15 protein-coding genes and 1 CRISPR repeat array are annotated in these 22,849 nt (G+C 63.8%); of the genes, 14 read left to right on the plus strand and 1 reads right to left on the minus strand.

The annotated features are described in order from the left end of the window. The first annotated feature begins 140 nt into the window (after nt 1-140). The 8 genes from B3H64_RS03940 to B3H64_RS03975 all read left to right on the plus strand — a co-directional run bounded on the left by B3H64_RS03940 (nt 141) and on the right by B3H64_RS03975 (nt 8,295). Nucleotides 141-1,562, plus strand: coding sequence for a sigma-54 interaction domain-containing protein (locus B3H64_RS03940; protein WP_050617224.1), 1,422 nt, complete (start codon nt 141-143; stop codon nt 1,560-1,562). Nucleotides 1,563-1,694: 132 nt separating this feature from the next. After that, entirely contained in the window at nt 1,695-3,200 is a 1,506-nt protein-coding gene (locus tag B3H64_RS03945; RefSeq protein ID WP_242853667.1) for a sigma-54 interaction domain-containing protein, read from the plus strand. A gap of 336 nt (nt 3,201-3,536) precedes the next feature. Continuing rightward, complete coding sequence (locus tag B3H64_RS03950) at nt 3,537-4,376, plus strand: 3-keto-5-aminohexanoate cleavage protein (RefSeq protein WP_050617225.1); 840 nt, start codon at nt 3,537-3,539, stop codon at nt 4,374-4,376. Next, entirely contained in the window at nt 4,373-4,564 is a 192-nt protein-coding gene (locus B3H64_RS03955) for a hypothetical protein (RefSeq protein ID WP_050617226.1), read from the plus strand. The genes B3H64_RS03950 and B3H64_RS03955 overlap by 4 nt, the downstream gene beginning before the upstream one ends. A gap of 14 nt (nt 4,565-4,578) precedes the next feature. Then, nucleotides 4,579-5,508: a 3-hydroxyacyl-CoA dehydrogenase family protein gene (locus B3H64_RS03960; RefSeq protein WP_050617227.1), complete on the plus strand. Its 930-nt coding sequence runs from the start codon at nt 4,579-4,581 to the stop codon at nt 5,506-5,508. 60 nt (nt 5,509-5,568) lie between these two features. Next, complete coding sequence (locus B3H64_RS03965; protein WP_050617228.1) at nt 5,569-6,969, plus strand: short-chain fatty acid transporter; 1,401 nt, start codon at nt 5,569-5,571, stop codon at nt 6,967-6,969. A gap of 96 nt (nt 6,970-7,065) precedes the next feature. Continuing rightward, complete coding sequence (locus tag B3H64_RS03970) at nt 7,066-7,455, plus strand: hypothetical protein (RefSeq protein WP_286733156.1); 390 nt, start codon at nt 7,066-7,068, stop codon at nt 7,453-7,455. Between the two features lie 84 nt (nt 7,456-7,539). Then, entirely contained in the window at nt 7,540-8,295 is a 756-nt protein-coding gene (locus B3H64_RS03975) for a polysaccharide deacetylase family protein (RefSeq protein ID WP_286733158.1), read from the plus strand. A gap of 92 nt (nt 8,296-8,387) precedes the next feature. Here B3H64_RS03975 and B3H64_RS03980 read toward each other — a convergent pair whose 3' ends face one another. Beyond that, complete coding sequence (locus tag B3H64_RS03980) at nt 8,388-15,068, minus strand: phosphodiester glycosidase family protein (RefSeq protein WP_286733161.1); 6,681 nt, start codon at nt 15,066-15,068, stop codon at nt 8,388-8,390. 111 nt (nt 15,069-15,179) lie between these two features. Here B3H64_RS03980 and B3H64_RS03985 point away from each other — a divergent pair, with 111 nt between their 5' ends. The 6 genes from B3H64_RS03985 to cas2 are packed head-to-tail and all read left to right on the plus strand — an operon-like array spanning nt 15,180 to nt 21,914. Next, on the plus strand, nt 15,180-17,306 hold the full coding sequence (locus B3H64_RS03985) for a CRISPR-associated endonuclease Cas3'' (protein WP_286733162.1): 2,127 nt from the start codon (nt 15,180-15,182) through the stop codon (nt 17,304-17,306). Continuing rightward, nucleotides 17,303-19,015 (plus strand): type I-C CRISPR-associated protein Cas8c/Csd1, encoded by a 1,713-nt coding sequence (cas8c, locus tag B3H64_RS03990; protein WP_286733164.1) that lies wholly within the window; start codon nt 17,303-17,305, stop codon nt 19,013-19,015. The genes B3H64_RS03985 and cas8c overlap by 4 nt, the downstream gene beginning before the upstream one ends. Before the next feature lie 14 nt (nt 19,016-19,029). Next, nucleotides 19,030-19,923: a type I-C CRISPR-associated protein Cas7/Csd2 gene (cas7c, locus tag B3H64_RS03995; RefSeq protein WP_286733167.1), complete on the plus strand. Its 894-nt coding sequence runs from the start codon at nt 19,030-19,032 to the stop codon at nt 19,921-19,923. Beyond that, complete coding sequence (cas4, locus tag B3H64_RS04000; RefSeq protein ID WP_050617235.1) at nt 19,920-20,585, plus strand: CRISPR-associated protein Cas4; 666 nt, start codon at nt 19,920-19,922, stop codon at nt 20,583-20,585. Before cas7c ends, cas4 begins: the two co-directional genes overlap by 4 nt. Beyond that, nucleotides 20,582-21,613: a type I-C CRISPR-associated endonuclease Cas1c gene (gene cas1c, locus B3H64_RS04005; protein WP_050617236.1), complete on the plus strand. Its 1,032-nt coding sequence runs from the start codon at nt 20,582-20,584 to the stop codon at nt 21,611-21,613. Before cas4 ends, cas1c begins: the two co-directional genes overlap by 4 nt. 10 nt (nt 21,614-21,623) lie before the next feature. Further along, nucleotides 21,624-21,914, plus strand: coding sequence for a CRISPR-associated endonuclease Cas2 (cas2, locus tag B3H64_RS04010; RefSeq protein ID WP_050617237.1), 291 nt, complete (start codon nt 21,624-21,626; stop codon nt 21,912-21,914). Between the two features lie 175 nt (nt 21,915-22,089). Further along, nucleotides 22,090-22,791: direct repeats of the CRISPR family, unit length 33 nt; unit sequence GTCGCACCCCTCGCGGGGTGCGTGGATTGAAAT. Nucleotides 22,792-22,849: the final 58 nt, after the last annotated feature.

Here is a 22,849-nt window from a genome sequence, read left to right on the forward strand (position 1 = left end):
CTACGAGGGCACCTCCGAGGTCCAAAAGATGGTCATCGCACGCGAGGTCATGAAGTAACCAATCACCGCCGGTACCAGGGAAGTCTTGACATTGGTCAGGGCTTCCCTTTCCGGCTTTTCCGACGACGGGAGGAAGCGCCATGCCGGAACCTGATATCGCCCGCTACAAGTACATTTTGGATGAGATCCTGCGCCTGACCGACGACGGCTTCATCGTGGTGGACCCCCAGGGCGTGGTCACTGACATCAACGAGCAGTACTGCGACTTCCTGGGCCGGACCCGGGACGAGGTGGTGGGCTATCCCATCACTAAGGTCATCAAGAACTCCAAGATGATCGACATCGTCCGCAGGCGGTACAGCGAGGAGCTGGCCCTCCACAAGTACGTCCCGGGCGACACCAAGGCCAACGACGACAACTTCGTGCTGGTCAGCCGCTCCTGCGTCTTTGACGACGCCGATCAGGTCGTGGCTGGTGTAGCCCAGGTGAAGTTCCGGCTCCAAACCCTGGACTCGGCCAAACGGCTGATGAGCGAGTACGCCGAGTTGGAATTTTACCGGGAAGAGTACCAGAACTACAGCGGCAACCAGTACAGCTTTGAGCACATCGTGGGCAGCGGCGAGCGCTTCCTGGAAACCAAGCGGGCAGGGCTCAAGGCGGCCAAGACCGACTTTGCCGTCCTGCTCACGGGTGAGACGGGCACCGGCAAGGAGGTCTTTGCCCGGGCCATCCACAACAACAGCCCCCGTTCCGACAAGCCCATGGTCAGCATCAACTGTGCCGCCATCCCCTCCGAGCTGCTGGAGTCGGAGCTCTTCGGCTACGCCGAGGGGGCCTTTACCGGGGCCAAAAAGGGCGGTAAAAAGGGCAAGTTTCAGATGGCCAACGGCGGCACTCTCTTTCTGGACGAGATCGGCGACATGCCCCTGCACATGCAGGCCAAAATCCTGCGCGTCCTTCAGGAGGGCGAGGTGGAGCCGGTGGGCGGCTCCGGACCCGAGCCGGTGGACGTGCGCATCCTCTCCGCCACCCGGAAGAACCTGACCGAGATGATCCAGCGGGGCGAGTTCCGGGAGGATCTCTACTACCGCCTGAACGTCATCAACATTGAGATGGTGCCCCTGCGCCAGCGGCGGGGTGACATCCTGGAGCTGGCCAACTACTTTCTGGCCCGGCTGAACAAGACCTACCACCAGTCCACCGTCCTCTCCGGCGAGGTGAAGCGTTGCCTGATGAACTACCAGTGGCCGGGCAACATCCGGGAGCTGGACAACGTCATCAAGGGGGCCTACGCCACCTGCGACGGCTTCTCCATCGACATGATCGACCTGCCCGCCCGTCTGGCCAATCTGCAGAAGGGAGCCGGACCGGGTGCGGAGGGCTCCAAAAAGCTGGCCGAGCTGATGGACAACTACGAGCGGGAGATTATCAAGTCCACCCTGCGGGCGACGGGCGGCAACTGCCAGCAGGCGGCGGAGGAACTGGGCATCCATCGCAGCGCCCTGTATAAAAAGATGGCCCGGCTGAGCATCCACCGCCGGAAAGAGAACGTCTATGAGTGAGCACTCCACCCGGGGCGCCGGACATCTGTCCGGTGCCCCTTTCTTCTTTGCGCGCGGCAGAGCAACTTTCTGTCGATATTCCCGCGGTTGTGTTATATAATAGCAGCAGCAACAGGAAAGGGAGGTCCCAGTATGGACGACCGCGCCGCGCGCCGCAGGCTGGAGACGCAGATGGAGGCGTTCCTCTCCTCCGGCATGGCACAGCATGAGGCCGACGAGCTCTTCCGGCTGGTGGCGGAGCTGTGCCCCGACCGCCTGGACTTCCGGGAGGTCTGTGAAAACCTCTACGACGGCATCCACATCACCGACGGGGAGGGCAAGGTGCTTTTCATCAACACGGCCTACACCCGCACTACCGGCATCCGTCCGGAGGACGTATTGGGCCGGCGTGTCTCCGACATCGAGGCCGAGGGCAAGCTCTACCGCGGCTCCGTCACGGCCCAGGTGCTGGAGCGCCGGGAGCGGGTCAACTCGGTGGCTACCATCCTGGGGCTCAACAAGGAGGTTCTGGTCACCGGCACCCCGGTGTTCGGTTTCGACGGCGCCATCAAAATGGTGGTGACCAATACCCGGGACTTTCCCGAGCTCAAACGGCTGGAGCAGCAGCTCCTCACCCTTACGGAGGAGAGCCGGAAGGCCCACGAGGAGCTGGCCTATCTGCGCCGCCAGCAGGCGGGCGACAAGCAGCTTTCCTACCGCAGCGCGGCCATGCAGTCGGTGATGTCCCTCATCCAGACCGTGGCCCCCACCGACGTCACGGTGCTCATCACCGGCGAGTCGGGCACCGGCAAGGAGCTGGTGGCCAACGAGCTGTACCAGCAGAGCGACCGGCGGGGCAAGCCCTTTATCAAGGTCAACTGCGCCGCCATTCCCTCCGAGCTGCTGGAGTCCGAGCTCTTCGGTTACGAGGAGGGGGCCTTCACCGGAGCCAAGCGGGCAGGCAAGGCCGGCATGTTCGAGCTGGCCAACACCGGGGTCATCCTTTTGGACGAGATCGGCGACATGCCCCTCCCCCTACAGGCCAAGCTGCTGCGGGTCCTGCAGCAGCGCGAGCTCGTCCGGCTCGGCGGCAGCCGGGTGGTCAAGCTGGACATCCGGGTCATCGCCTCCACCAACAAGGACCTGCGGGAGCAGGTGCGGCAGGGCGGCTTCCGGGAGGACCTCTACTACCGGCTCAACGTGGTCCCCATCGCCCTCAAGCCCCTGCGGGAGCGCAAGGAGGATATCGTCTATCTGGCCGACCAGTTCTGCCGGAACTTTGACAAAAAATACGGAAAAGACGCCCATATTAGCCCCGGCGGCATGGAGCTGCTCCTGGAGTATCCCTGGCCGGGCAACATCCGGGAGCTGGAAAATCTGGTGGAACGCATCGTGGTCACCAGCTCCGGGGCCCTCATCAACCGGGACAGCGTGTTCGCCGCTCTCAGCCCTGGCGGCCTCCGCTTCGGCGGGGACGGGCAGGAGGGAGCCACCCTCAAGCGTCAGGTAGCCGCCTTTGAGCGGGAGGTCATCCTCCACACCATCGAGCGGGAGGGCTCCCTGCGCAGGGCCGCCCGGGCCCTGGGCGTGGATCACTCCACCCTGGTCAAAAAGCGCAGACAGTACGAAATGGAGGAGGCGCACCCAGATAATCGGTGAACTTTGTCACCACCCAGGTGATTTTTTTCACCATTTGATTTTGCCGCTGTTTCCTGTGCACCCTGTCCAAATATAAGGGAATCGGTTTGTCGCAAACTCATTAAAAAGGCCGGGTTTTTTGCTTGTGTTTTTAAAAACGAGTGGTGAAAATTTTCACCACTCGTTTTGCTGTCTTTCCAAAGTCCCAGGGTGATCCAAACAAAAAAATTACTTAGGGGCAGAAGGGATTGCAGGCTTTCCCGCTCTTTGCTCCGGACTTTGGCACGGCTCTTGCATAAACAAAGGCTGTGAGCGGGCAGCCGCCCGAAACCAGAAAGAAAGCAGAGGTTCATCGCAATGAAAAAGACCATTATCACTGTGGCCACCACCGGCGCCTGGCCCAAGAAGGAGAATAATCCCAACGTCCCCATGACGCCCGCCGAGATTGCCGAGGACGTGTACGCCTGCTGGAAGGCCGGCGCGGCCATGGCCCACCTGCACATGCGGGACGATGCCGGCAACGGCACCATGGACAAGAACAAGTTCCGTCAGACCGTGGAGCTGCTGCGGAAAAACCATCCCGAGTGCGATATCATCCTCAATATGACCACCTCGGGCGACCTGAACGCCACGGACGAGACCCGTCAGGCCCATCTGGAAGAGCTGCGCCCCGAGATGGGCTCCTACGACTGCGGCTCTATGAACTGGCTGCACTCCAGCCTGTTCCTCAATCACCCCAAGTTCCTGGAGGAGCTGGGCCAGCACATGCAGGAGTGGGGCGTGAAGCCCGAGATCGAGGCCTTTGATCCCGGCATGATTGCCAACGCGGCCTACTACCTGAAAAAGGGCGTGCTGAAGGCCCCTCTTCACTTCCAGTTCTGCATGGGCTGCGCCAACGGCATCCCCGGCAGCATAAAGAACCTGGTGTTTATGAAGGAGACCATGGAGTCCCTCTGCCCGGGCTCCACCTGGAGCTGCTTTGGCGTGGGCCATTCCGCCATGGAGATGCTCTACGGCGCTGTGGCGCTGGGCGGCCACATCCGTGTGGGCATGGAGGACAACGTGATGTACGCCAAGGGCCAGTTGGCGGCCTGCAACGCCCAGTTTGTGGAGCGCGCCGCCCGGGTCATCCGGGAGTACGGCAACGAGGTGGCCACCCCCGCCGAGGCCCGCGAGATTCTGGGTCTGAAGAAATGAGCTGGGGCGTCTACTGGCTGTTCTACCAATGCCCCCAGTGCGGAAAGAAATTCAAGTCCGGCGCCGATACCATCACCGAGCCCACCTTCGGCATGTGCCCTGCCTGCCACGCCGAAGGCGTGCTGGTGGGGGAGAGCGGCAAGGCAAGCCCGTCCGACGCCAACGACTACGAGGATACTGCTGAATAAGGAGACGGTCTCAAATGAATGCTATCAAGTATATCCTGATCTGCGGCGCCGGCATGATGGGCAAAAACATTGCCTTCGTCATGGCGTCCAACCCCGCCTATCAGGTGGGGGTCTATGACCTGTATGAAACCGACGTGCCCGGCGGTATCCGGGCCAACACCAGGCAGCTCATCGCCAAGGGAGCGCTGACGGAGGAGGAACTGGACGCCCGGCTGTCCCGCATCTCCTTCACCACCGACCTGGATTCCGAGCTGGTCTCCCGCGCCGACCTGGTGATTGAGGCCGTGTTCGAGGACATGAAGATCAAGCGCGAGACCTTCGCCAAGCTGGAGGCCCGCTGCCGGCCCGACACCATCTTCTGCACCAACTCCTCCGTCATGAGCCCCAGCGAGATCTCCGCCGAGCTCCGGCACCGGGAGCGCTTCGTGGGCACCCACTTCTGGAACCCCGGCCATCTGATCCCCCTGGTGGAGGTGGTCAAGTCCGACGCCTCCTCCGATGAGACGGCCCAGACCGTAATGGAGGTGCTCTCCTCCGCCGGCAAGGAGCCCGTCCTGTGCAAAAAGGACGTGCCCGGCTTCATCGCCAACCGGATGCAGCACGCCCTGTGGCGGGAGGCCATCTCCATCGTGGAGCGGGGCATCGCCGACGCCGCCACCGTGGACAAGGCCGTGCGCTACTCCTTTGGCCTGCGCCTGCCCCAGCTCGGCCCCATGGAGAACGCCGACATGGTGGGTACTGATTTGACCTACAATATCCACGACTACATCCTCAAGGACCTGGAGGACTCCCACGAGCCCTCCCCCCTGCTGACCCGGCTGCGGGATGAGGGGAAGCTGGGCTTCAAGACCGGCGAGGGCTTCCAGACGTGGACCCCCCAGCAGATTGAGCAGTCCAAGGAAGCCCTGAACGACTACCTGGTGGACATGCTCTACGGTAAGTAACTCCCGCGCATCACATCCGCGTATCATTTTAGAATGTTGAGAGAGAAAGGAAGCGATCCCATGTCCGAGCAGACCAAGTCCCGCTCCGCCTCCCAGGGCACCCTACTTTGGCGGATCAGCAAGAAGTTCAACTTTGCCGCCGAGAAAATCATTCCGGATTCCTTTGTATTCTGTGTCATCCTGATGCTCGCCGTCTTTGTCCTGTCCCTGCTGCTCTGCGGCAAGTCCCCCCTGGATCTGTTGATTGCCTGGTGGAACGGCCTGAGCAGCCAGTTCACCCTGGCCTTCCAGATGGGCCTGATGGTCATTGTCACCTCCACCTGCGCCCGCAGCCCCCAGGCCGCGAAGCTGCTCAACAAAATTGCCAGTCTGGTGAACACCCGCACCGCCGCCCTGATCGTGCTGATGATCTTCGGCTATGTGACCTCCATGCTCAACTGGGCCTTCTGCACCATCGTCACTCCCATTCTGGCCATGCACCTCGCCAAGCGCATCAAGGGCCTCCACTTCCCCATGATGGTGGCCGGCGGCTATTCCTGCATGATCCTGGGCCAGTGCCTTGGGCCCTCCGCCACTCTGTACTCCAACCTGGCCACCGAGGGCAGCTCCTATGCTGAAATTGTGGGCCAGTCTATGAGCGTAGCCGAAACCTGCTACAACCCCATGAACATCATTCTCTGGGTCGTGCTGGCCGTAGTGTTTATCCTGCTGGTCCTTTTTACCCGTCCGGGTGAGCATGAGCTGGTGGAGCTGGGCAACATCGCCACCGAGGCTGACGTGGAGCCCGAGTCCTACAAGAGCACCAAGAAGCCCGAGAATGCGGCCGAACACATGAACACCTTCAGGCCCTTCATGTGGATCACCGGAGCCTTCATCTTCTTCTACATTGTCTACTCCGTGGCCACCAAGGGCCTGCTGGGCGCACTGAACATGAATCTGGTGATCTTCCTTTTCGTGGGCATCAACTGCTTCCTGTTCCCCGAGCCCCACCAGTGGATCGAGGCCCACAAGAACAGCATGCACCTGGCCACCGACGTTATGCTTCAGTTCCCCTTCTACGGCGCCATCATGGGCATGATGTACCTGGACGGCGGCCTGGGCTCCGTGCTCATCAACGCCATGGTCTCTGTGGCCAACGCCCAGACCCTGCCCATTTTCTCCTTCCTGTCCGCCTGCATCGTGAACCTGTTCATCCCCTCTCAGGGCGGCCAGTTTACCGTGCAGGGTCCCCTGATTGTCGCGGCGGCCAAGGCCATTCCCGACGCCAACCTGGTCAACTGCCTGAACGCCTTCGTCTACGGCGACGAGTGCACCAATCTGCTGCAACCTCTGTACGTCATCCCCGCTCTGTCCGTGGTGGGCATGAAGCTGAAGGATGTGTGGGGCTTTATGGCCTTCATCTGCGTCTTCTGGGTGGTGATTGTCTGCGCCGGTCTGTACTTTATCCCCATGTTCCTCTGAGCCCAACGGCGTTTCCCTGATTCCTTGATCCAATACATGACAAAAAGGGGGGACCGGAAGGTCCCCCCTTTTCGGTCCATAGAAAGGAGCCCAACCATGTGTGAACCCATTACCGCCACTATCACCCGTGTCATCACCAAGGGCTATGCGGAGTGCGCCCTGTGGGAAAACGGCGCGCCGGGGAAGCGGCACTGTATCATTGAAGACTCCTTCGGCAGCCGCCGCGGGGCCGTGGTGGAGCTTGCCTCTGCCTCCCCCCGGGAGGAGCCCCTGGCCCGCCTGGCCTATTTGGCGGTCCCCGTCTTCTTCGCCATGGGCTGCCTGCTCGGCGGGGCCGGCAGTATTGCCGACCGGTTGACTTCCGGGGGTGTGCTGGCGCTCCTCACCTTCGTTATGGCCTGGCTCATGAACCGCCGGGCCCGGATGCGCCGGATCATGGAATACCGGGTGACCCGTGTCCTTGCGCCGGCTTCGGACATGCGGTAGCCCCGGGGCGCTTCTCATTCCCGGACATGGCGGTCTGATTCTTGTCATATATATGACCGAGAATCAAAAGGAGGAATGCCCGCCATGAAGATGTTTCTGTTCAAACGAAAGATACTGACGGCCGCGGTCTGTCTGCTGCTGGCCGCCGGCATGTTCTATGTGGTCAATCACCCCGCCATTGTCGGAGCCGCCGCCGCCGCCCGCCAGCTTCCCATCTACTGCGTCCAGCGGGACCAGAAGGTCCTCTCCATCTCTTTTGACGCCGCCTGGGGGAATGAGGACACCCAGATGCTCATCGACATCCTGGGCAAGTATAAGATTAAAGCCACCTTTTTTGTGGTGGGGGAGTGGGTGGACAAATATCCAGAATCCGTCAAGGCCCTCCACGACGCCGGACATGAGGTCATGAACCACTCCAATACCCACGCCCATATGTCGCAGCTCTCCAAGGATGAGATCATTGCCGACGTGGAGGCGTGCAACGACAAGATTGAGGCAGTCACCGGTGTGCGCCCCACCTTGATCCGCCCGCCCTATGGGGAATATGACGACAACGTTATTACCGCCATCCGTTCCATCGGCATGGAGCCCATCCAGTGGGACGTGGACAGCCTGGACTGGAAGGATCTGTCCGCCCCCGAGATCACGAAACGGGTGACCGGGAAGGTCCAGCCCGGCTCCATCGTTCTTTTCCACAACGCCGCCCTCCACACACCCGAGGCCCTGCCCGGCATCATCGAAACTCTGCTGCAGGATGGCTACACCTTCGTCCCCATCTCAGAGATCATCCTTCCGCAGCCCTACACCATTGACCACACCGGGCGGCAACTGCCCGCATAAGACCAAACCCTCGACCTAAACCCCCTTTCCCGATAAGAAAGGAGCGCCTCTCCGCGGAGAGGCGCTCCTTTCTTATCGAATTGGGCCCTGTGTTATGCGTTTTGCTCAACAAACCGCATCAGGATGGCGGCCACCTCGGCGCGGGTGGCGGTGCCCTGGGGGTCCAGCAGGCTCCCCGGTTTGCCGGAGATCAGGCCGCCAGACACCGCCCAGGCCATGGCATCGGCCGCCCAGGCAGAGACCTGCCCGCTGTCGCCATAGGCAGCCGTTCCGCCGCCGGAGGCGGGGCTGCCCGCATAGCGGTAGAGGATGGTGGCAAGCTGCTCCCGGGTGACGCTGCCCTCGGGGTTGCTCCCATCGGAAACACCCCGCTCCACAGCCCAGCTCAGCGCATCGGAATACCAGGCCGCGCCGGTGCCGGAGTCCTTGCCGCCGTCCATACGGTACAGCACGGTCAACAGCATGGCCCGGCTCATGGTCCCGTCCGGATCAAAGGCGGTCTCGGAGGTCCCTTTCATCAGCCCCTGTCTTGCTACATAGGCAATGCTCTCCGCCGCCCAGTGGCCCTCCACATCGGCAAAGGTGGGGGCCGTGGCCTCCGGTGCGGCAGGCTCATCTGGCACGACGGGCTGTGCGGGCTCGGCGGGCACTTCCGGCGTGGCAGCGCTGCCCCCTGCGGAACCGGGGCCGCTGCCGGAGGAGCCCGAATCATTGCTGGAAGCGTGACGGGTACGGACCCGGACGCTGCACTGGGCCGTAAAACCGCCGTCGGCGCTGGTCACGGTGATGACGGCGGTGCCCTCCGCCACAGCCCGAACCAGTCCGTCCTCCACGGTCGCCACGCCCTCGTCGCTGGAGCTCCAGGTGACGGTCTGCTTCGCGCCCTCCGGCAGGACGGAGGCGGTCAGGACGGCGGTGCGGGGACTGGCGTTGTGATACAGGCGCAGGCTGGTCTGGTCCAGGGTGATGCCGGTGGCGCCGGGGGCCGCGTAGGCGGCCACCGCGACGGGAATGCTCTGGCTGGCCAGGACCGTGCCGGAGCCGGCCACCCGCACCAGGTAGACGCCGGGCGCCACCTCCACCGTATCAGCGTCCCCATCCACGGCAGTCCATTCCGCATCGTCCTGGGCCCTATACTCCATGGAGCTGTCCACGCCGGTGAGGGCGCCCGAGGCGGCGGCGGTCTGTCCGATACGTCCCACGCCTGTGGGGGCCTCCGCCCGGGCCAGGGAGATGAACTGCTCGTCCGAATCGCTGCTCTCCCCCTCCACGCCGGGGACATAAATCCGGATGCCCTGTTCGACGGTCACGTCCTCTTCGCACAGTTGGACCTCGTCGCCCCCGGCGTCATTCCAGGTCGCGCCGCCGTCCAGGGAGTAGGCCTGTCCGGCAGCCAAATTGGAGAGGGTCATGGAGGAGGCGTCAAACTCCGCCTCTGGGGTCTCATTTCGCTCAGGGGCCTCAAAGTCCAGAATAGATACCGCCACAGCCACGCTGGGCGCCTGGGTATCGGTCCCGGCGTACCGGACCCGATAGTTTCCAGGGGCCAGACCCTCTGCGGTCTCCCCCTCCGCGCCGGTCCATTCGTCGGCATCGGCGGCCTTGTACTCCATGGAGGCGTCCAGTCCTGTGAGGGCTCCGGCGCCGCCCTCCTCGTCGGCGTCGATGCCGCGCACCCCTTCCGGCGCGGCCTGGAGGGCCTTGCCGATCTCGGCGGTGTCGGCGGTAAAGCTGCCTTCGTAGCCCCTCACGCCGGTGACGGTCAGGGTGAGAATGCTGCCGATGTCCGCAGCGGTCAGAGTATAGCCCTCTTCCGCCCCTACCGGCTCCTCTCCGCCGTCGCGGGTCCACTGGTACGTCAGCTTGGCGTCGGCAGGCAGCAGTCCGGTGGTGACGGCGGTCAGGGTCTCACCATACCGGCCCTCCCCCAGGATGGCCACGCTGCCGGTCAGCTCCACCGGCTCGTAAGCCGTGGCGGTAATTACCCCCGTCTTTGGCTCCAGAACGGCGGTCCCGCCGCCCAGGGTCAGGGTGATGGTATAGGTGAAGCTCCCGTCGGTCCCGGCGTAGTTCTCCACCCCGCCGGCCGATGCCTCCACGAAGTCCGCGATCTCCACCTGGACCTCCGCGCCGGTGACCCCGAAGCCGGGCAGGGTCCGGACGGCGTTCCTCAGGGCCTGAGCGGCCGCTTCGGCGTCGGCAGCCTCGGCCTGGGGCAGAGTGCCCAGGCTCTCCGTACCTTCCACAATGGACTGGGCGGCCGCCAGCATGGCGGCGTCGTCCCCGCGCTTCAGGACGGTGAACTGGTCCACCAGAACGCTCTCGCCGTCTTTCAGGGCGTAGGCCTCGAAGTTCAGGACGCCATCGCGCAGCTTGAGCACGGAGAACACCGGGTTATTCTCGTCGTAGACCACGTCCTGCCAGGGGCGGCCGTTGCTGTCGGCGTCGTAGTACTTGGAGCCGGAAGAGCAGCCGCCCACCACATAGGCGATACCGGAGCCGGGGGCCTTTTCACCTCCGTACATCTCGGTGCGGTTATAGATGTGGTCGTGGCCCGAGAGGACCAGGCTGACCCCCATCTCCTCAAAGTCGGCGTGCAGGGCCCGGACGTCGGCCTCGTCGTAGCTCATGGGGTAGGCCGAGCGGTGCATCAGCACCACCTTATACCCCGCGTCGGAGCCGTCAAAGACCTCCCGCATGCGGGCAAGCTGTTCGGCAAAGCCGGGGTCATAGGTGTAGGTGGCCTCGGTATCCAGGTTATAGAAGAGGATGTCGCCCACCCGGAACCAGTAGTTGCGGGGGGTATCGTAGGTGCCGTTGTCCGGGCCGTAGAAGTACGAGGTAAAGGCCTGGGCATCGCTGCTGGAGTCGTGGTTGCCGATGGTGGGGGCCCAGATGCGGCTGGAGAGGTAGCTGCCGAAGCCGCTGTAGGCGTTGGTCCAGTCGCTGTAGGCCTGTCCGTCGTCGGATACGTCCCCGGCCTGGAGGTTCAGGTCAATGTCGGGATACCGGCCCTCCAGGGCTTTGATGGCTTCGGGGAACTGATTATACGCCCCCTGGATGTCGCCGTAAAAGGCCAGGGTCAGGTCCCCTTCGGCGGGGGCGGTGGTGAAGGACTGGATGGGGCTGTAGTGCCCCTCGCAGCCCACCTGATAGTAGTAGGTGGTGTCGCTCTTCAGCCCGGTGGCTCGGACGCCCCAGGACTGGTAGTTGCGCACAAAGCCGTTCATTTTGGTGTCGATGGTGCGCCCGGCGGCGGACAGGGTCCGGGTGTCGTCTCCGGTCAGGTCGGCGGTGGTCCCGAGGATCAGCTCACCCGCGTCCACGCTCAGGCTGGTCTCCCAGCTCACACCCACGGCGGTGGCCGGGTCCTCGCCGGTGGTAATGGTCACCTTTGCGGGATCGGCGGTGCCCAGGCTGTCATAGACGGTGATCTTCTGGGTGTTGCTGAGGGCGCCGGCGGCGTCCTCCACCCACACCTGAAACTCCGTGCCCGCGGGATAAGCGCCGAAAAAGTCGGTGGACACCGTGCCGTCGCCGCCGGTCACCGCGTCAAAATCCACGGCCTCACCGTTCTGGGTCACATGGAAGCCCAGACCGGGCACGGGCTCGCCGGCGCTGTCGGCCAGCTTGAGGACGGTCTCGCCGCCCACGGTGGAGCCGGTCCAGGAGAGGGTGTACTTCAGGGCCACCTCCCGGTCGTAGCCGTCCAGCACCAGGTCGGCGCCGTCGATCTCGCCCGTTTGACGGACCACCGCCTTGTTGACCTTGATGCCGGTCTGGCCGCCGGCTGTCCGGCCGACCTGGAAGGTCAGGTCCACCAGGGGCCGGCCGGCATCCTTCTGGAGGGCGGCCATGCCGGTGAGGGTGTATTTGACCGAACCGCTCTCCCCATCCACCTCGCTGACCGAGGCGGTCAGCCGGTCGTCGTAGCCGGCATCCAGCAGGGTCACATACTTGGGATCGAAGCTCAGCTCAAACTGGAACTCCTCGAAGTTCTTGTAGTCCGTGGCGTTGACGATGTAGTGGAAGGTGCTGCCCGCAGCAGCCTTCTCGTCGGCGGGACAGGTCTCCTCTAGATTGACGGCGTAGCCTGCCACGGTGAAGGACCACTCCTGGAAGAATTTGTTTCCCGCATTGTCCTCCACCCGGTACTTGATCCTGTTGAGGCCGGGTCGCAGGGCGGTGAGGGCGCCGGGATGGAAGGTGATCTTCACCGAGCCGTCGGCCGCCACCTCCTGCTGGATGGCGGCGTGATCCATAACCTTACCGTTGATCCACAGCTTGGTCCGCCCGGTATGGATACCGGTGTAGGGCTGACCCTCCGTCTGGGGGTCCCGGACCGTGAGGGAGATGTCCGGCTCATTGGCCACGTCCACCGCGCCGTCGGCGGGGGTCACGCCGGTACCTGGGACCAGCTCAGGGGCCAGCGTGTCGTCATTTTTGAAGTCATAGACCGCCCGCAGGCCGTCCACATAGATGGTGCCCTTCTTGCCGTTGGCGATATTGGGGGTACCCAGCACCCGTACACCCCACACCAGCCGGTAGGGGAAGTGTGCCGTGGTCGGAATGGCGTTTTCCACATACTTCCAGCCCACCCAGTCCACATACACGTCGCCGGCATAGGCAGAGGGGGCCAGTTGGATGCGCACCCAGGCGCCGTTGCCGTCGCCGTAGATCCAGCAGCCGATGGCCTTGGGCTGACCCTCCAGGTACAGCTCCCCAACGGGGCCGGTCTCGCAGGTGACGGTGCCGGTGAGGGGCTTGGTGGCAAAGTCGTAGTCCACCCGCAGGGAACCGTCGCCGCTTTTGACGTACCGCTCGTCGTAATTGATGGACATCCTGGCGTCGCCGCCCCGGTCCCCCAGGCCGCCGTCGGCGCCGTTGAAGTAGCGCCACTTCCAGCCCGCGTCGCCGAAGTCCTCTTCAAAGTCATTGAGGAGCACCGGCAGCTTGCCGATCTCCACCGGCAGGGTGAGGGTGTAGTCCTTGTAGGAGATCTTCAGTTCGCCGGTACCCTGGGTGTCGGCGGCGGTAAAGGTGCCGTCGGCGGCCATGGAGCCCAGTGAGGGGTCGGAGAGCTGGAAGGTCAGAGCTTCGCTGGTGAGCACCACCGGGCTGCCGTTGTACTCGGCGGTAAAGCGCATCTGGGTGGTGGCGCCGGGGGCCACCGACAGGATGGAGCGGTCGGCGGTGAGCTTGGTGATGGAGTCCACCACCCGGACGGAGATCGCACCGCTGGCGGAGCCGTCCTGGGTGGAGACGGTGATCCTGCCCTCATGGGTGCCGGTCGCCGCCGTCAGCACGCCAGCTTTGGAGACGGAGCCGATGCCGCCCTCGGCGGTGTATTTCAGGCCGGTGCTCCCCAGGTCCTGATAGTGGTAATTGCCGTCGGTGGCCCCCACCCTCAGGCCCAGCTTGCCGTTTTCCAGCACCATGACCTTGTTGCCGTACCCTTCGTCGATATCAGGGTAGACGTGGAGGAGCTCCCTGCTCTCGTCCGGCTGGCTGGTGGCCACGAAGAGCAGGGCGTTGCAGTTGGCCCGCTCGCTGCCGTCAGAGGGGCGGTTGAGGATGGTGGAGCTCTTGTCGCCGGGCAGCGTGGCCGTGATGGTAGAGCTGCCGCCGCCGTCAAAGTTGAAGATGGTGACGCAGCCCTGGTCCCTCAGGTAGTCCACAATGTTCCGGAAGCTGATGCCCAGCGCCCAGCCCGCCTGACGGCCGTCACACTGGAACAACACCACGCTTCCGTCGGCTTTGACGCCCAGCACGGTGCGGGGATTGGCAGCCAGAGCGTAGATGTCGGCGTCTCCCGAGTAGGCGCCCTCGTTGACCACACCGTTCAGCATCAGCACATGGAAAATGCCCAGCGCCTGAGCCGCCTGGCTCCAGTCCACGTCGCTGTTGTTGTTCTGCACGTCCACCGTTACCCTCTGGCCGACCGTCAGGGCGCTTAGTGCGGCGTAGCGGCTGCTGCCGGTGTTGGCGCTGAGGACGATCTGCCCCTTCCCGATGGGGGTGGTGTTCTTGTCCACGTTGGCCTCCACCTGATTGACGCTGGCCACCGAGGCGGTGATCTGCCCGCCGATGACCAGGCCCTGATAGCCTGGGGTGGTGACGTTGAGCACCACCTCCACGCCGGGCTGGGTGGAGCTGGTGGTCTTGGCAAACTGCTCGGTGAGCAGGTATACGTTCTCGGTATCCAGCTTGCGCTCTTTGTTCACATGGAACACCGTGATGGGGGAGCCGCCCTCCGGCGTGGCGGTGATGTTCAGGCTGGTGTGGCCGTAGATGACCGTACCGTCGGCCTTGAAGCCCACGGCCTCGGCGCTGTTGTTGTACGACGTGGAAATAAGGACGCCGTTTTTGATCATCAGGCCGTTGGAGACGCCGTTGCTGGTATCATAGGCGTCGCCGTTGATGGCAAAGACCACCTTGGAGCCATCGGCCTCCACCTGGGCCACCATGTCGGACATGATGTCCCCGCCCATGACGTAGGGGCCGTAGTTGAGGACCGGCCGGATCTGCGTGGTCTGGGGATCGTACGTAACGGTGTAGCTTTTTTGCAGCCCATGTTCGTTTTCACTGGCCACATGGTCCAGGGTGACGCCGTTGTAAATGTCCCGGCTCCACTCCATGGATACCGTGCCCAACCCCGGGGTCTGGGTGTCCTGTGTGCTCTGCGCGCCCGCCGCAGACGCGCCGGGGACCTGTCCCAGCAGCAGGGCGCAGGTCAGTGCGCCCGATAACAGGCGCCGTCCAATGACGTTCAAAATCTCTACCTCCTTGAGAAAACTGTCGTTTAGTATAGAGTTTTTTCCCGCGCCCATCCACCACGCCACTGTAGGGATTGCGTAAAGTCTCGTTTACAAAGCCGAGACCTTATGCGCCGCTGTCTTGCCCACGTCTCTGAGGACGGCTCCGAGCAGTCCGTGGAAGCCCACCTGGAGGGAACGGCCGCTCTGGTCGCCGGCTTTGCCGCGCCCTTCGGCGCCGGGGCGCAGGGCCGTTTCGTGGGGCTGGCCCACGACATTGGAAAATATTCCGACGCCTTTCAGCGCCACCTGCTGGAGAATGGCAGAAAGGTGGATCATGCCACCGCCGGTGCGGTGGAATGCGCCCGCCTGGGGGCGGAGTGGGCCGCCTTCTGCGTGGCCGGTCATCACGGCGGCCTGCCGGACGGGGGCTCAATCCTGGATGATGCCGGCTGCTCCACCCTGATGGGCCGCCTGAAAAGGGGCCTGTCCGGCGGCATTCCCGACTACTCCGCCTGGCCCGGGGGCCTGCCGCCTTCCACGCCGCCGGCCCTTTGGGGCCGGGACCCGTTGACCGACTCTTTTTTCGTCCGGATGCTCTACTCCTGCCTGGTGGACGGCGATTACCTGGATACGGAGGCGTTCCTGCGCGCCGCGCCGCCGCCCCGGGGCGGGCACGACCCCCTGCCCGTGCTGCTGGAGCTCCTGGAAGGGCATATCTCCGGTTGGTGGCCGCCCAAAACTGACCTGAACCGCCGCCGATGCCAAATCCTGCGCGCCTGCCTGGACGGCGGAGACCGCCCCCGGGGCCTGTACACTCTCACGGTGCCCACCGGAGGCGGTAAGACCGTGGCCTCCCTGGCCTTCGCCCTCCGCCACGCCATCGCCAACGGGCTGGACCGGGTGATCTACATCATTCCCTATACCTCCATTATCGAACAGAACGCGGCCGTCTTTCGGGACATTCTGGGGGAGGGCAACGTAGTGGAACACCATTCCGGCGTAAATTGGGACCCGGAGGACGAGACCGCCCCTGCCCGGTACCGGCAGACCCTGGCGGCGGAGAATTTCGACGCGCCGGTGGTGGTGACCACGGCGGTACAGTTCTTCGAGTCCCTGTACGCCAGCCGCCCCTCCCAATGCCGCAAGCTCCACAATTGTTCCAATAGCGTGCTCATCTTTGACGAGGCGCAGATGCTCCCCCTGGAACACCTGCGGCCCTGCGTGGCGGCCATCGCTCAGCTCGTGTCTCACTTCCGCTCCACGGCGGTGCTGTGTACCGCCACCCAGCCCGCCCTGGAGGCGCAGTTCCGGGCGTTTGCCCCCGCCCTGCCCATACAGGAGCTCTGCCCCGGCACCTCCGATCTCTACGAGCACTTCCGCCGCGTGACCTTTGCCCGTGCAGGGCGGCTGAGCCGGGAGGCGCTGGCGGAGCGGCTGGCCGCCCAGCCCCAGGCGCTGTGCATCGTCAACAGCCGCAAGAGCGCCGGGGCACTCTACCGGCTCCTGCCGCCGGAGCACCGCTTCCACCTGTCCACGCTCATGTTCCCCGTCCATCGCCGGGCCGTACTGGACCAGGTCCGCCGCCGCTTAAAAAACGGCCTGCCCTGCCGGGTGGTCTCCACCAGTCTGATCGAAGCCGGGGTGGACGTGGACTTTCCGGCGGTCTGGCGGGAGGAGGCGGGGCTGGATTCCATCCTGCAGGCCGCCGGCCGGTGCAACCGGGAGGGCCGCCGCCCGCCGCAGGAGAGCACCGTCACCGTCTTTCAGGGGGAGGACGCCCCGCCGCCCCTCTTCCGCCGCAGCATCGGCGCCACCCGGGAGGCCCTGTCCGACGGGGCCGACCCCGCCCGGCCGGAGACGGTCCGCCGCTACTTTTTGTCCCTGCTGGACCTGTCCGGCCCTGCCCTGGACCGGTATGGGGTCCTGGACGCCCATTTTGACCTGGTGCCCCAGCAGGCCGCCCCCGGCGACAACCCCGGCAAGTTCCAGGACATCGTGAAGCGCCGCCTCAGCCGGGGTCAGCACTACCACCAGCCCTGCTTCGGCGTGCGGGAGTTCCCCGCCCAGTTCGCGCCCTGCCAGGATGTTCCGCCCTGCCCCGAGGAACTGTTGGGAGAGCGCGACCTGGGCTGGATGCTGCTGGACATGGACTACTCCGACCCCCAGGACATCCGCCCCATGTTCTTCCGAGCCGTCCTGCAAGACGGCGTGCTGGTTGTCCCTCCCCTGGGCGGCGAGGGGGTGGTCCGATGATCCTGCAGGCGCTGGTAAAGCTCTATGAGGACCTGGCGGCTCAGGGCAAAATTGCCCGGCCGGGCTGGAGCCCCGTCCAGGTGAGCTGGGCCCTGTGCCTGGACGCCGGCGGCCGTCTGATCCAGGTCATTCCCCTTCTGGAGAGGCAGAAAAACGGGGGGAGCACCGCACAGAGCATGGAGCTTCCCACTCCGGTGGCACGGTCGGTCAACATTGATTCAAATTTCCTGTGGGACCATTCCGGTTATCTGCTCGGCATCGACGCCAAGGGAAAGCCAGAGCGCAGCCGGCAGTGCTTTGACGCCTGCCGCAGGCTGCATGAGCAGATCCTGGACGGCGTGGACTCTCCCATATCAAGGGCTATCCTCGCCTATTTTTCACAGTGGCAGCCGGCGCGGGCGGCAGAGCACCCCGCTCTGTCCGACTGTCTGGAGGAGGTGCGAAAGGGCGCCAATCTGGTCTTCCGTGTGGAGGGCCGTTTCGCCCAGGAGGACGCCGCCATCCGCGCAGCCTGGCAGAACCACTATGACAGCGGTGGCGACGGCCCCGACATGCAGTGTCTCGTCACCGGACAGATGGGGCCTGTCGCCAGGCTCCATCCCGCCGTCAAGGGGGTGCGGGGCGCCCAGTCCAGCGGCGCGTCCCTGGTGTCGTTCAACGCCCCCGCCTTCTGCTCCTACGGCAGGGAGCAGAGCCTGAACGCCCCCACCGGCAAGTACGCCGCCTTCGCCTACTCCGCCGCTCTGAACCACCTGCTTTCCGACCGGGCGCATGTGCAGCGCCTCGGGGACACCACGGTGGTCTTCTGGGCGGCGGGGGCCGATCCGGCCTACCAAGCCTTCTCCGCCGCCGCCCTCTTCGGCGGCCCGCCCCCCGCCGGGCTGGAGGAAGCCACGCTGCGGGCCGCTCTGAAAAAACTATCCCGCATGGAGCGCTGCGCCGAGGTGCCCCTGGACCCCGCCCGCCCCTTCTATATTCTGGGTCTGTCCCCCAACGCCGCCCGCCTGTCGGTGCGGTTCTTCCTGCGCGACTGCTTCGGCGGCTTTCTGTCCCATGTCAACGCCCACCATGCCCGCATGGAGATCGTCCGTCCTGCCAACGACCCCTACGAGACCATCTCGCTGTGGGCTCTTCTCCAGGAGACCGTTCCTCAAACCGTCAGGGACAAGTCCCCTTCTCCCGTCCTGGCCGGCGCGACCGCCCGGGCCATTCTGTCCAACACCGACTATCCCGCGGCGCTGCTCAACGGCGTGATGCTCCGTATCCGCGCCGACCGCAAAATCACCCGTGGACGGGCCGCCATTCTGAAAGCCTATTACCTGAAAAATCCGCACACTGAGTGTCCGAAGGAGGTATTGACCGTGAGCCTGAACGAAACCAGCTCCATTGTCCCCTATAACCTGGGCCGTCTGTTCTCCGTGCTGGAGGCCATCCAGCAGGCGGCCAACCCCGGCATCAACACCACCATCAAGGACAAGTATTTTAACTCCGCATCGGCCACCCCCGCCACCATTTTTCCCATCCTCAACAACCTGGCCCAAAAGCATTTAAAAAAGCTGGATACCGGCCTGCGCATCCATTATGACCGTCAGCTCGGCCAGATCAAGGAGCTGCTGGGCGAGACGCTGCCCGGACGGCTGTCCCTTCCGGAGCAGGCGTCCTTCGACCTGGGCTACTATCACCAGACACAAAAGCGATACAGTAAATAAGGAGGAAAATTGAGATGAGCGCCATTCAAAACCGCTATGAATTCGTCATCCTTTTCGACGTGGAGAACGGCAACCCCAATGGCGATCCCGACGCCGGCAACATGCCCCGCATCGACCCCGAAACCGGCCTGGGCCTGGTCACCGCCGTGTGCCTCAAGCGGAAAATCCGCAACTATGTGGAGACTGTAAAGGACAATGCCCCCGGCTACCGCATCTACATCAAGGACGGCGTACCCCTCAACCGCAGCGATGGGGAGGCCTATACCGCATATCAGGTGGATGAAAAGACCATTAAGAACGCCAAAAAGAAGGACCCGGACCTGGACCGCAAGCTTCGGGACTGGATGTGCGAAAACTTTTACGACATCCGTACCTTTGGGGCGGTGATGACCACCTTTGTCAAGGCCGCGCTCAACTGTGGTCAGGTCCGGGGTCCTGTTCAGCTCGGGTTTGCCCGCAGTGTAGAGCCCGTGGTGCCCCAGGAGATCACCATTACCCGGGTGGCCATCGCCACCGAGGCCGACGCGGAGGAGAAGAGCACCGAGATGGGCCGCAAGTACATCATCCCCTACGGCCTTTACCGGGCCGAGGGCTATGTCTCCGCCAATCTGGCCCGGAAAACCACCGGCTTCAGCCAGGAGGATCTGGATCTGCTGTGGCAGGCCATTTTGAACCTGTTTGAGCATGATCACTCCGCCGCCCGGGGCAAGATGGCCGTCCGGGAACTCATCGTCTTCCGGCACGACTCCGAGCTGGGCAACGCCCCCGCCTATAAGCTCTTCGACGCCGTCCAGGTAACCCGGGCCGCCTCCAGCGCCCCCGGCCCCGCCCGCTCCTTTGCCGACTACCAGATCACCGTGGAGGAAGGCGCCATTCCCGCCGGCGTCACCTGCACCCGGATGGGGTGACCGACTATCCCGAGGAGCAGTGGCTCCTCCTCTCCGGCCTACAGCACTTCCGGTTCTGCCGCCGCCAGTGGGCCCTGATCCACATCGAGCAGCAGTGGGCGGAAAACGAGCGCACGGTGGACGGCACGCTGATGCACCAGCGCGCCCACGACCGGGACCGGAAGGAGGTCCGGGGCGGTGCTGTCATCACCCGTGGCATGTCCGTCTTTTCCGCCCGTCTGGGCATTTCCGGAGCCTGTGATGTGGTGGAGTTCCATCCGGACCCGGAGGGCGTCCCCCTTTCGGGTCGGGCCGGCCGGTGGCGGCCCTTCCCGGTGGAGTACAAGCGGGGAGCTCCCAAGCCCCACGATGCGGATGAACTGCAGCTCTGCGCCCAGGCCATGTGCCTGGAGGAAATGCTCTGCACCGCCGTTCCCGACGGCGCGCTCTATTACGGCGAGACCCGCCGCCGGGTGCCGGTCTCCTTTTCCGAGCCGCTCCGGGCCGAGGTGCGCGCCTGCCTCACCGAAATGCACGATCTGTTCCGCCGGGGGCACACGCCGAAGGTCAAGCCCGCCCGGGCCTGCAGCGCCTGCTCCCTAAAGGATTTGTGCTTGCCAAGGCTTCTGTCCGCCCGGTCGGTGTCCGACTATCTGCGCGAGAGCCTGGAGGTGCGCCCATGAAACATCTGCTCAACACCCTGTTTGTCACCAGCCAGGACGCCTACCTGGCGCTGGAGGGAGAGACCGTGGTGGTCTACCGGGAAAAGCAGGCCGCCGGACGCTTTCCCCTCCATACCCTCAGCGGCATTCTCTCCTTCTCCTACGCCGGCGCCTCCCCCGCCCTGATGGGTGCCTGTGCCCAGCGTGGGGTCAACCTGGCATTCTGCACCCCCAGGGGCCGCTTTCTGGCCCGGGCCGTGGGCCCCAGCCACGGCAGCGTCCTGCTGCGCCGGACCCAGTACCGCTTTGCAGACGACCCCGCGCAAAGCGGGCAGGTAGCCCGGAATTTCCTCTTCGGCATGGTCTATAACGCCCGCTGGAGCATCGAGCGCACCCTCCGGGATCACGCTCTGCGGGTGGACGCGCCCCGGCTGAAGGAGGCCTCCCTCCAGCTCCGGGAAACCCTCCCCCGCCTGGCGGCTGAGACCGATCCGGGCTCTCTGCGGGGTCTGGAGGGCGCGGCTGCCGCCCTCTATTTCGGCGTTCTGGACGATATGATCCTGAACGGGAAAGATGCCTTCTTCTTCCACGGACGCAGCCGCCGTCCACCTCTGGACCCATTCAATGCTCTGCTCTCCTTCGCCTATTCCCTGCTGGCCAATGACTGCGCCGCCGCCCTGGAGGCGGCGGGTCTGGACTCCTATGTGGGGTTTCTCCACCGGGACCGGCCTGGTCGGGTCTCACTGGCGCTGGATCTGATGGAGGAGCTACGTCCCTGCATGGCGGATCGTTTTGTCCTGACGCTCTTCAACAATCGAATGATCGCCTCCACTGATTTTGAATTTCTGGAGAGCGGCGCTGTATTCATACGCGACGAGGCCCGCCGGGCCTTTTTGCAGGCGTGGCAGGCCAAGAAACAGGAGTCCATCACCCATCCCTATCTAAAGGAAAAGCTGCCTTGGGGCCTGGTGCCCTACATTCAGGCACTGCTGCTGGCCCGCTACTTGCGGGGGGATCTGGACGGCTATCCGCCGTTTCTGTGGAAGTGAGGCGGTCCTTTTGCTGGTAGTCATCACCTATGACGTCAACACCGGGGATGCCGCCGGGCGCAGGCGGCTGCGGCAGATCGCCAGGCAGTGCGTCAACTACGGCCAAAGGGTGCAAAACTCGGTCTTTGAATGCCTCCTGGATGGGGCCCAGTGCCGGCTGCTACAGGCCAAGCTGCTGGCACTTATGGACTCTGAAAAGGGCAGTCTGCGCTTTTATTATCTGGGCAACAAGTATCAAACCAGGATCGAGCACTTCGGCGCCAAGCAGAGCTACGAACCCGAAGGCGTCCTGATGATCTGATCCGGTGCGAGGGGCCGGTGGGTTGAAAAAAACGGCATAGTTCGCACCAGACCGGTGCCATTTCTCGTGTCATCCAATCCTATTTGCATGGGTTCTTATGGAGTTTGACCCTCGGTATTTTTCTTCTTTTAGGAAATTTATAAAAAATTTTAAGAAGTTTTTATGCAGTTTTGCTGTCGCACCCCTCGCGGGGTGCGTGGATTGAAATTGCCAGTTCTGCGTATATGTCCTTGAGCGGTCCCCGTCGCACCCCTCGCGGGGTGCGTGGATTGAAATCAGGCTAATGCGATTTCGGGCTTGAGCATGTCAGAGTCGCACCCCTCGCGGGGTGCGTGGATTGAAATGATCATGTCTGCAAGCAAATTACGCCGCGGGCCGTCGCACCCCTCGCGGGGTGCGTGGATTGAAATTCCCGCAATCTCGGTGACACCATCCAAGTCCGCAAGTCGCACCCCTCGCGGGGTGCGTGGACTGAAATAGATGCAGAATTTTCGAAAGCGTGGGAGTAATTGTCGCACCCCTCGCGGGGTGCGTGGATTGAAATCGCCTTGAGGTGCCCCACCGGGCGACCCGTGGTCGTCGCACCCCTCGCGGGGTGCGTGGATTGAAATCAAAGGATTCAAAGGAACGGCAGCCCTGTCCGCTGTCGCACCCCTCGCGGGGTGCGTGGATTGAAATACTCTCCAATTCCGTTATTATCAGGCCAGCCAGGTCGCACCCCTCGCGGGGTGGGTGGATTGAAATGCTCAGTGTGAAGAAGGCAGGGAAACCTTCGGAGTCGCACCCCTCGCGGGGTGCGTGGATTGAAATTCAATGACTGCGGCAGGCGGTGCGGGGATGAGGTGTCGCACCCCTCGCGGGGTGCGTGGGTTGAAATCGGGGCGAGCTGGCGGCGAGCCGGAAGAAGAAGGTCGCACCCCTCGCGGGGTGCGTGG

This window comes from Intestinimonas sp. UBA1698 (genome assembly GCF_002320075.1).
Classification (GTDB): Bacteria; Bacillota; Clostridia; order Oscillospirales; family Oscillospiraceae; genus Intestinimonas; species Intestinimonas massiliensis.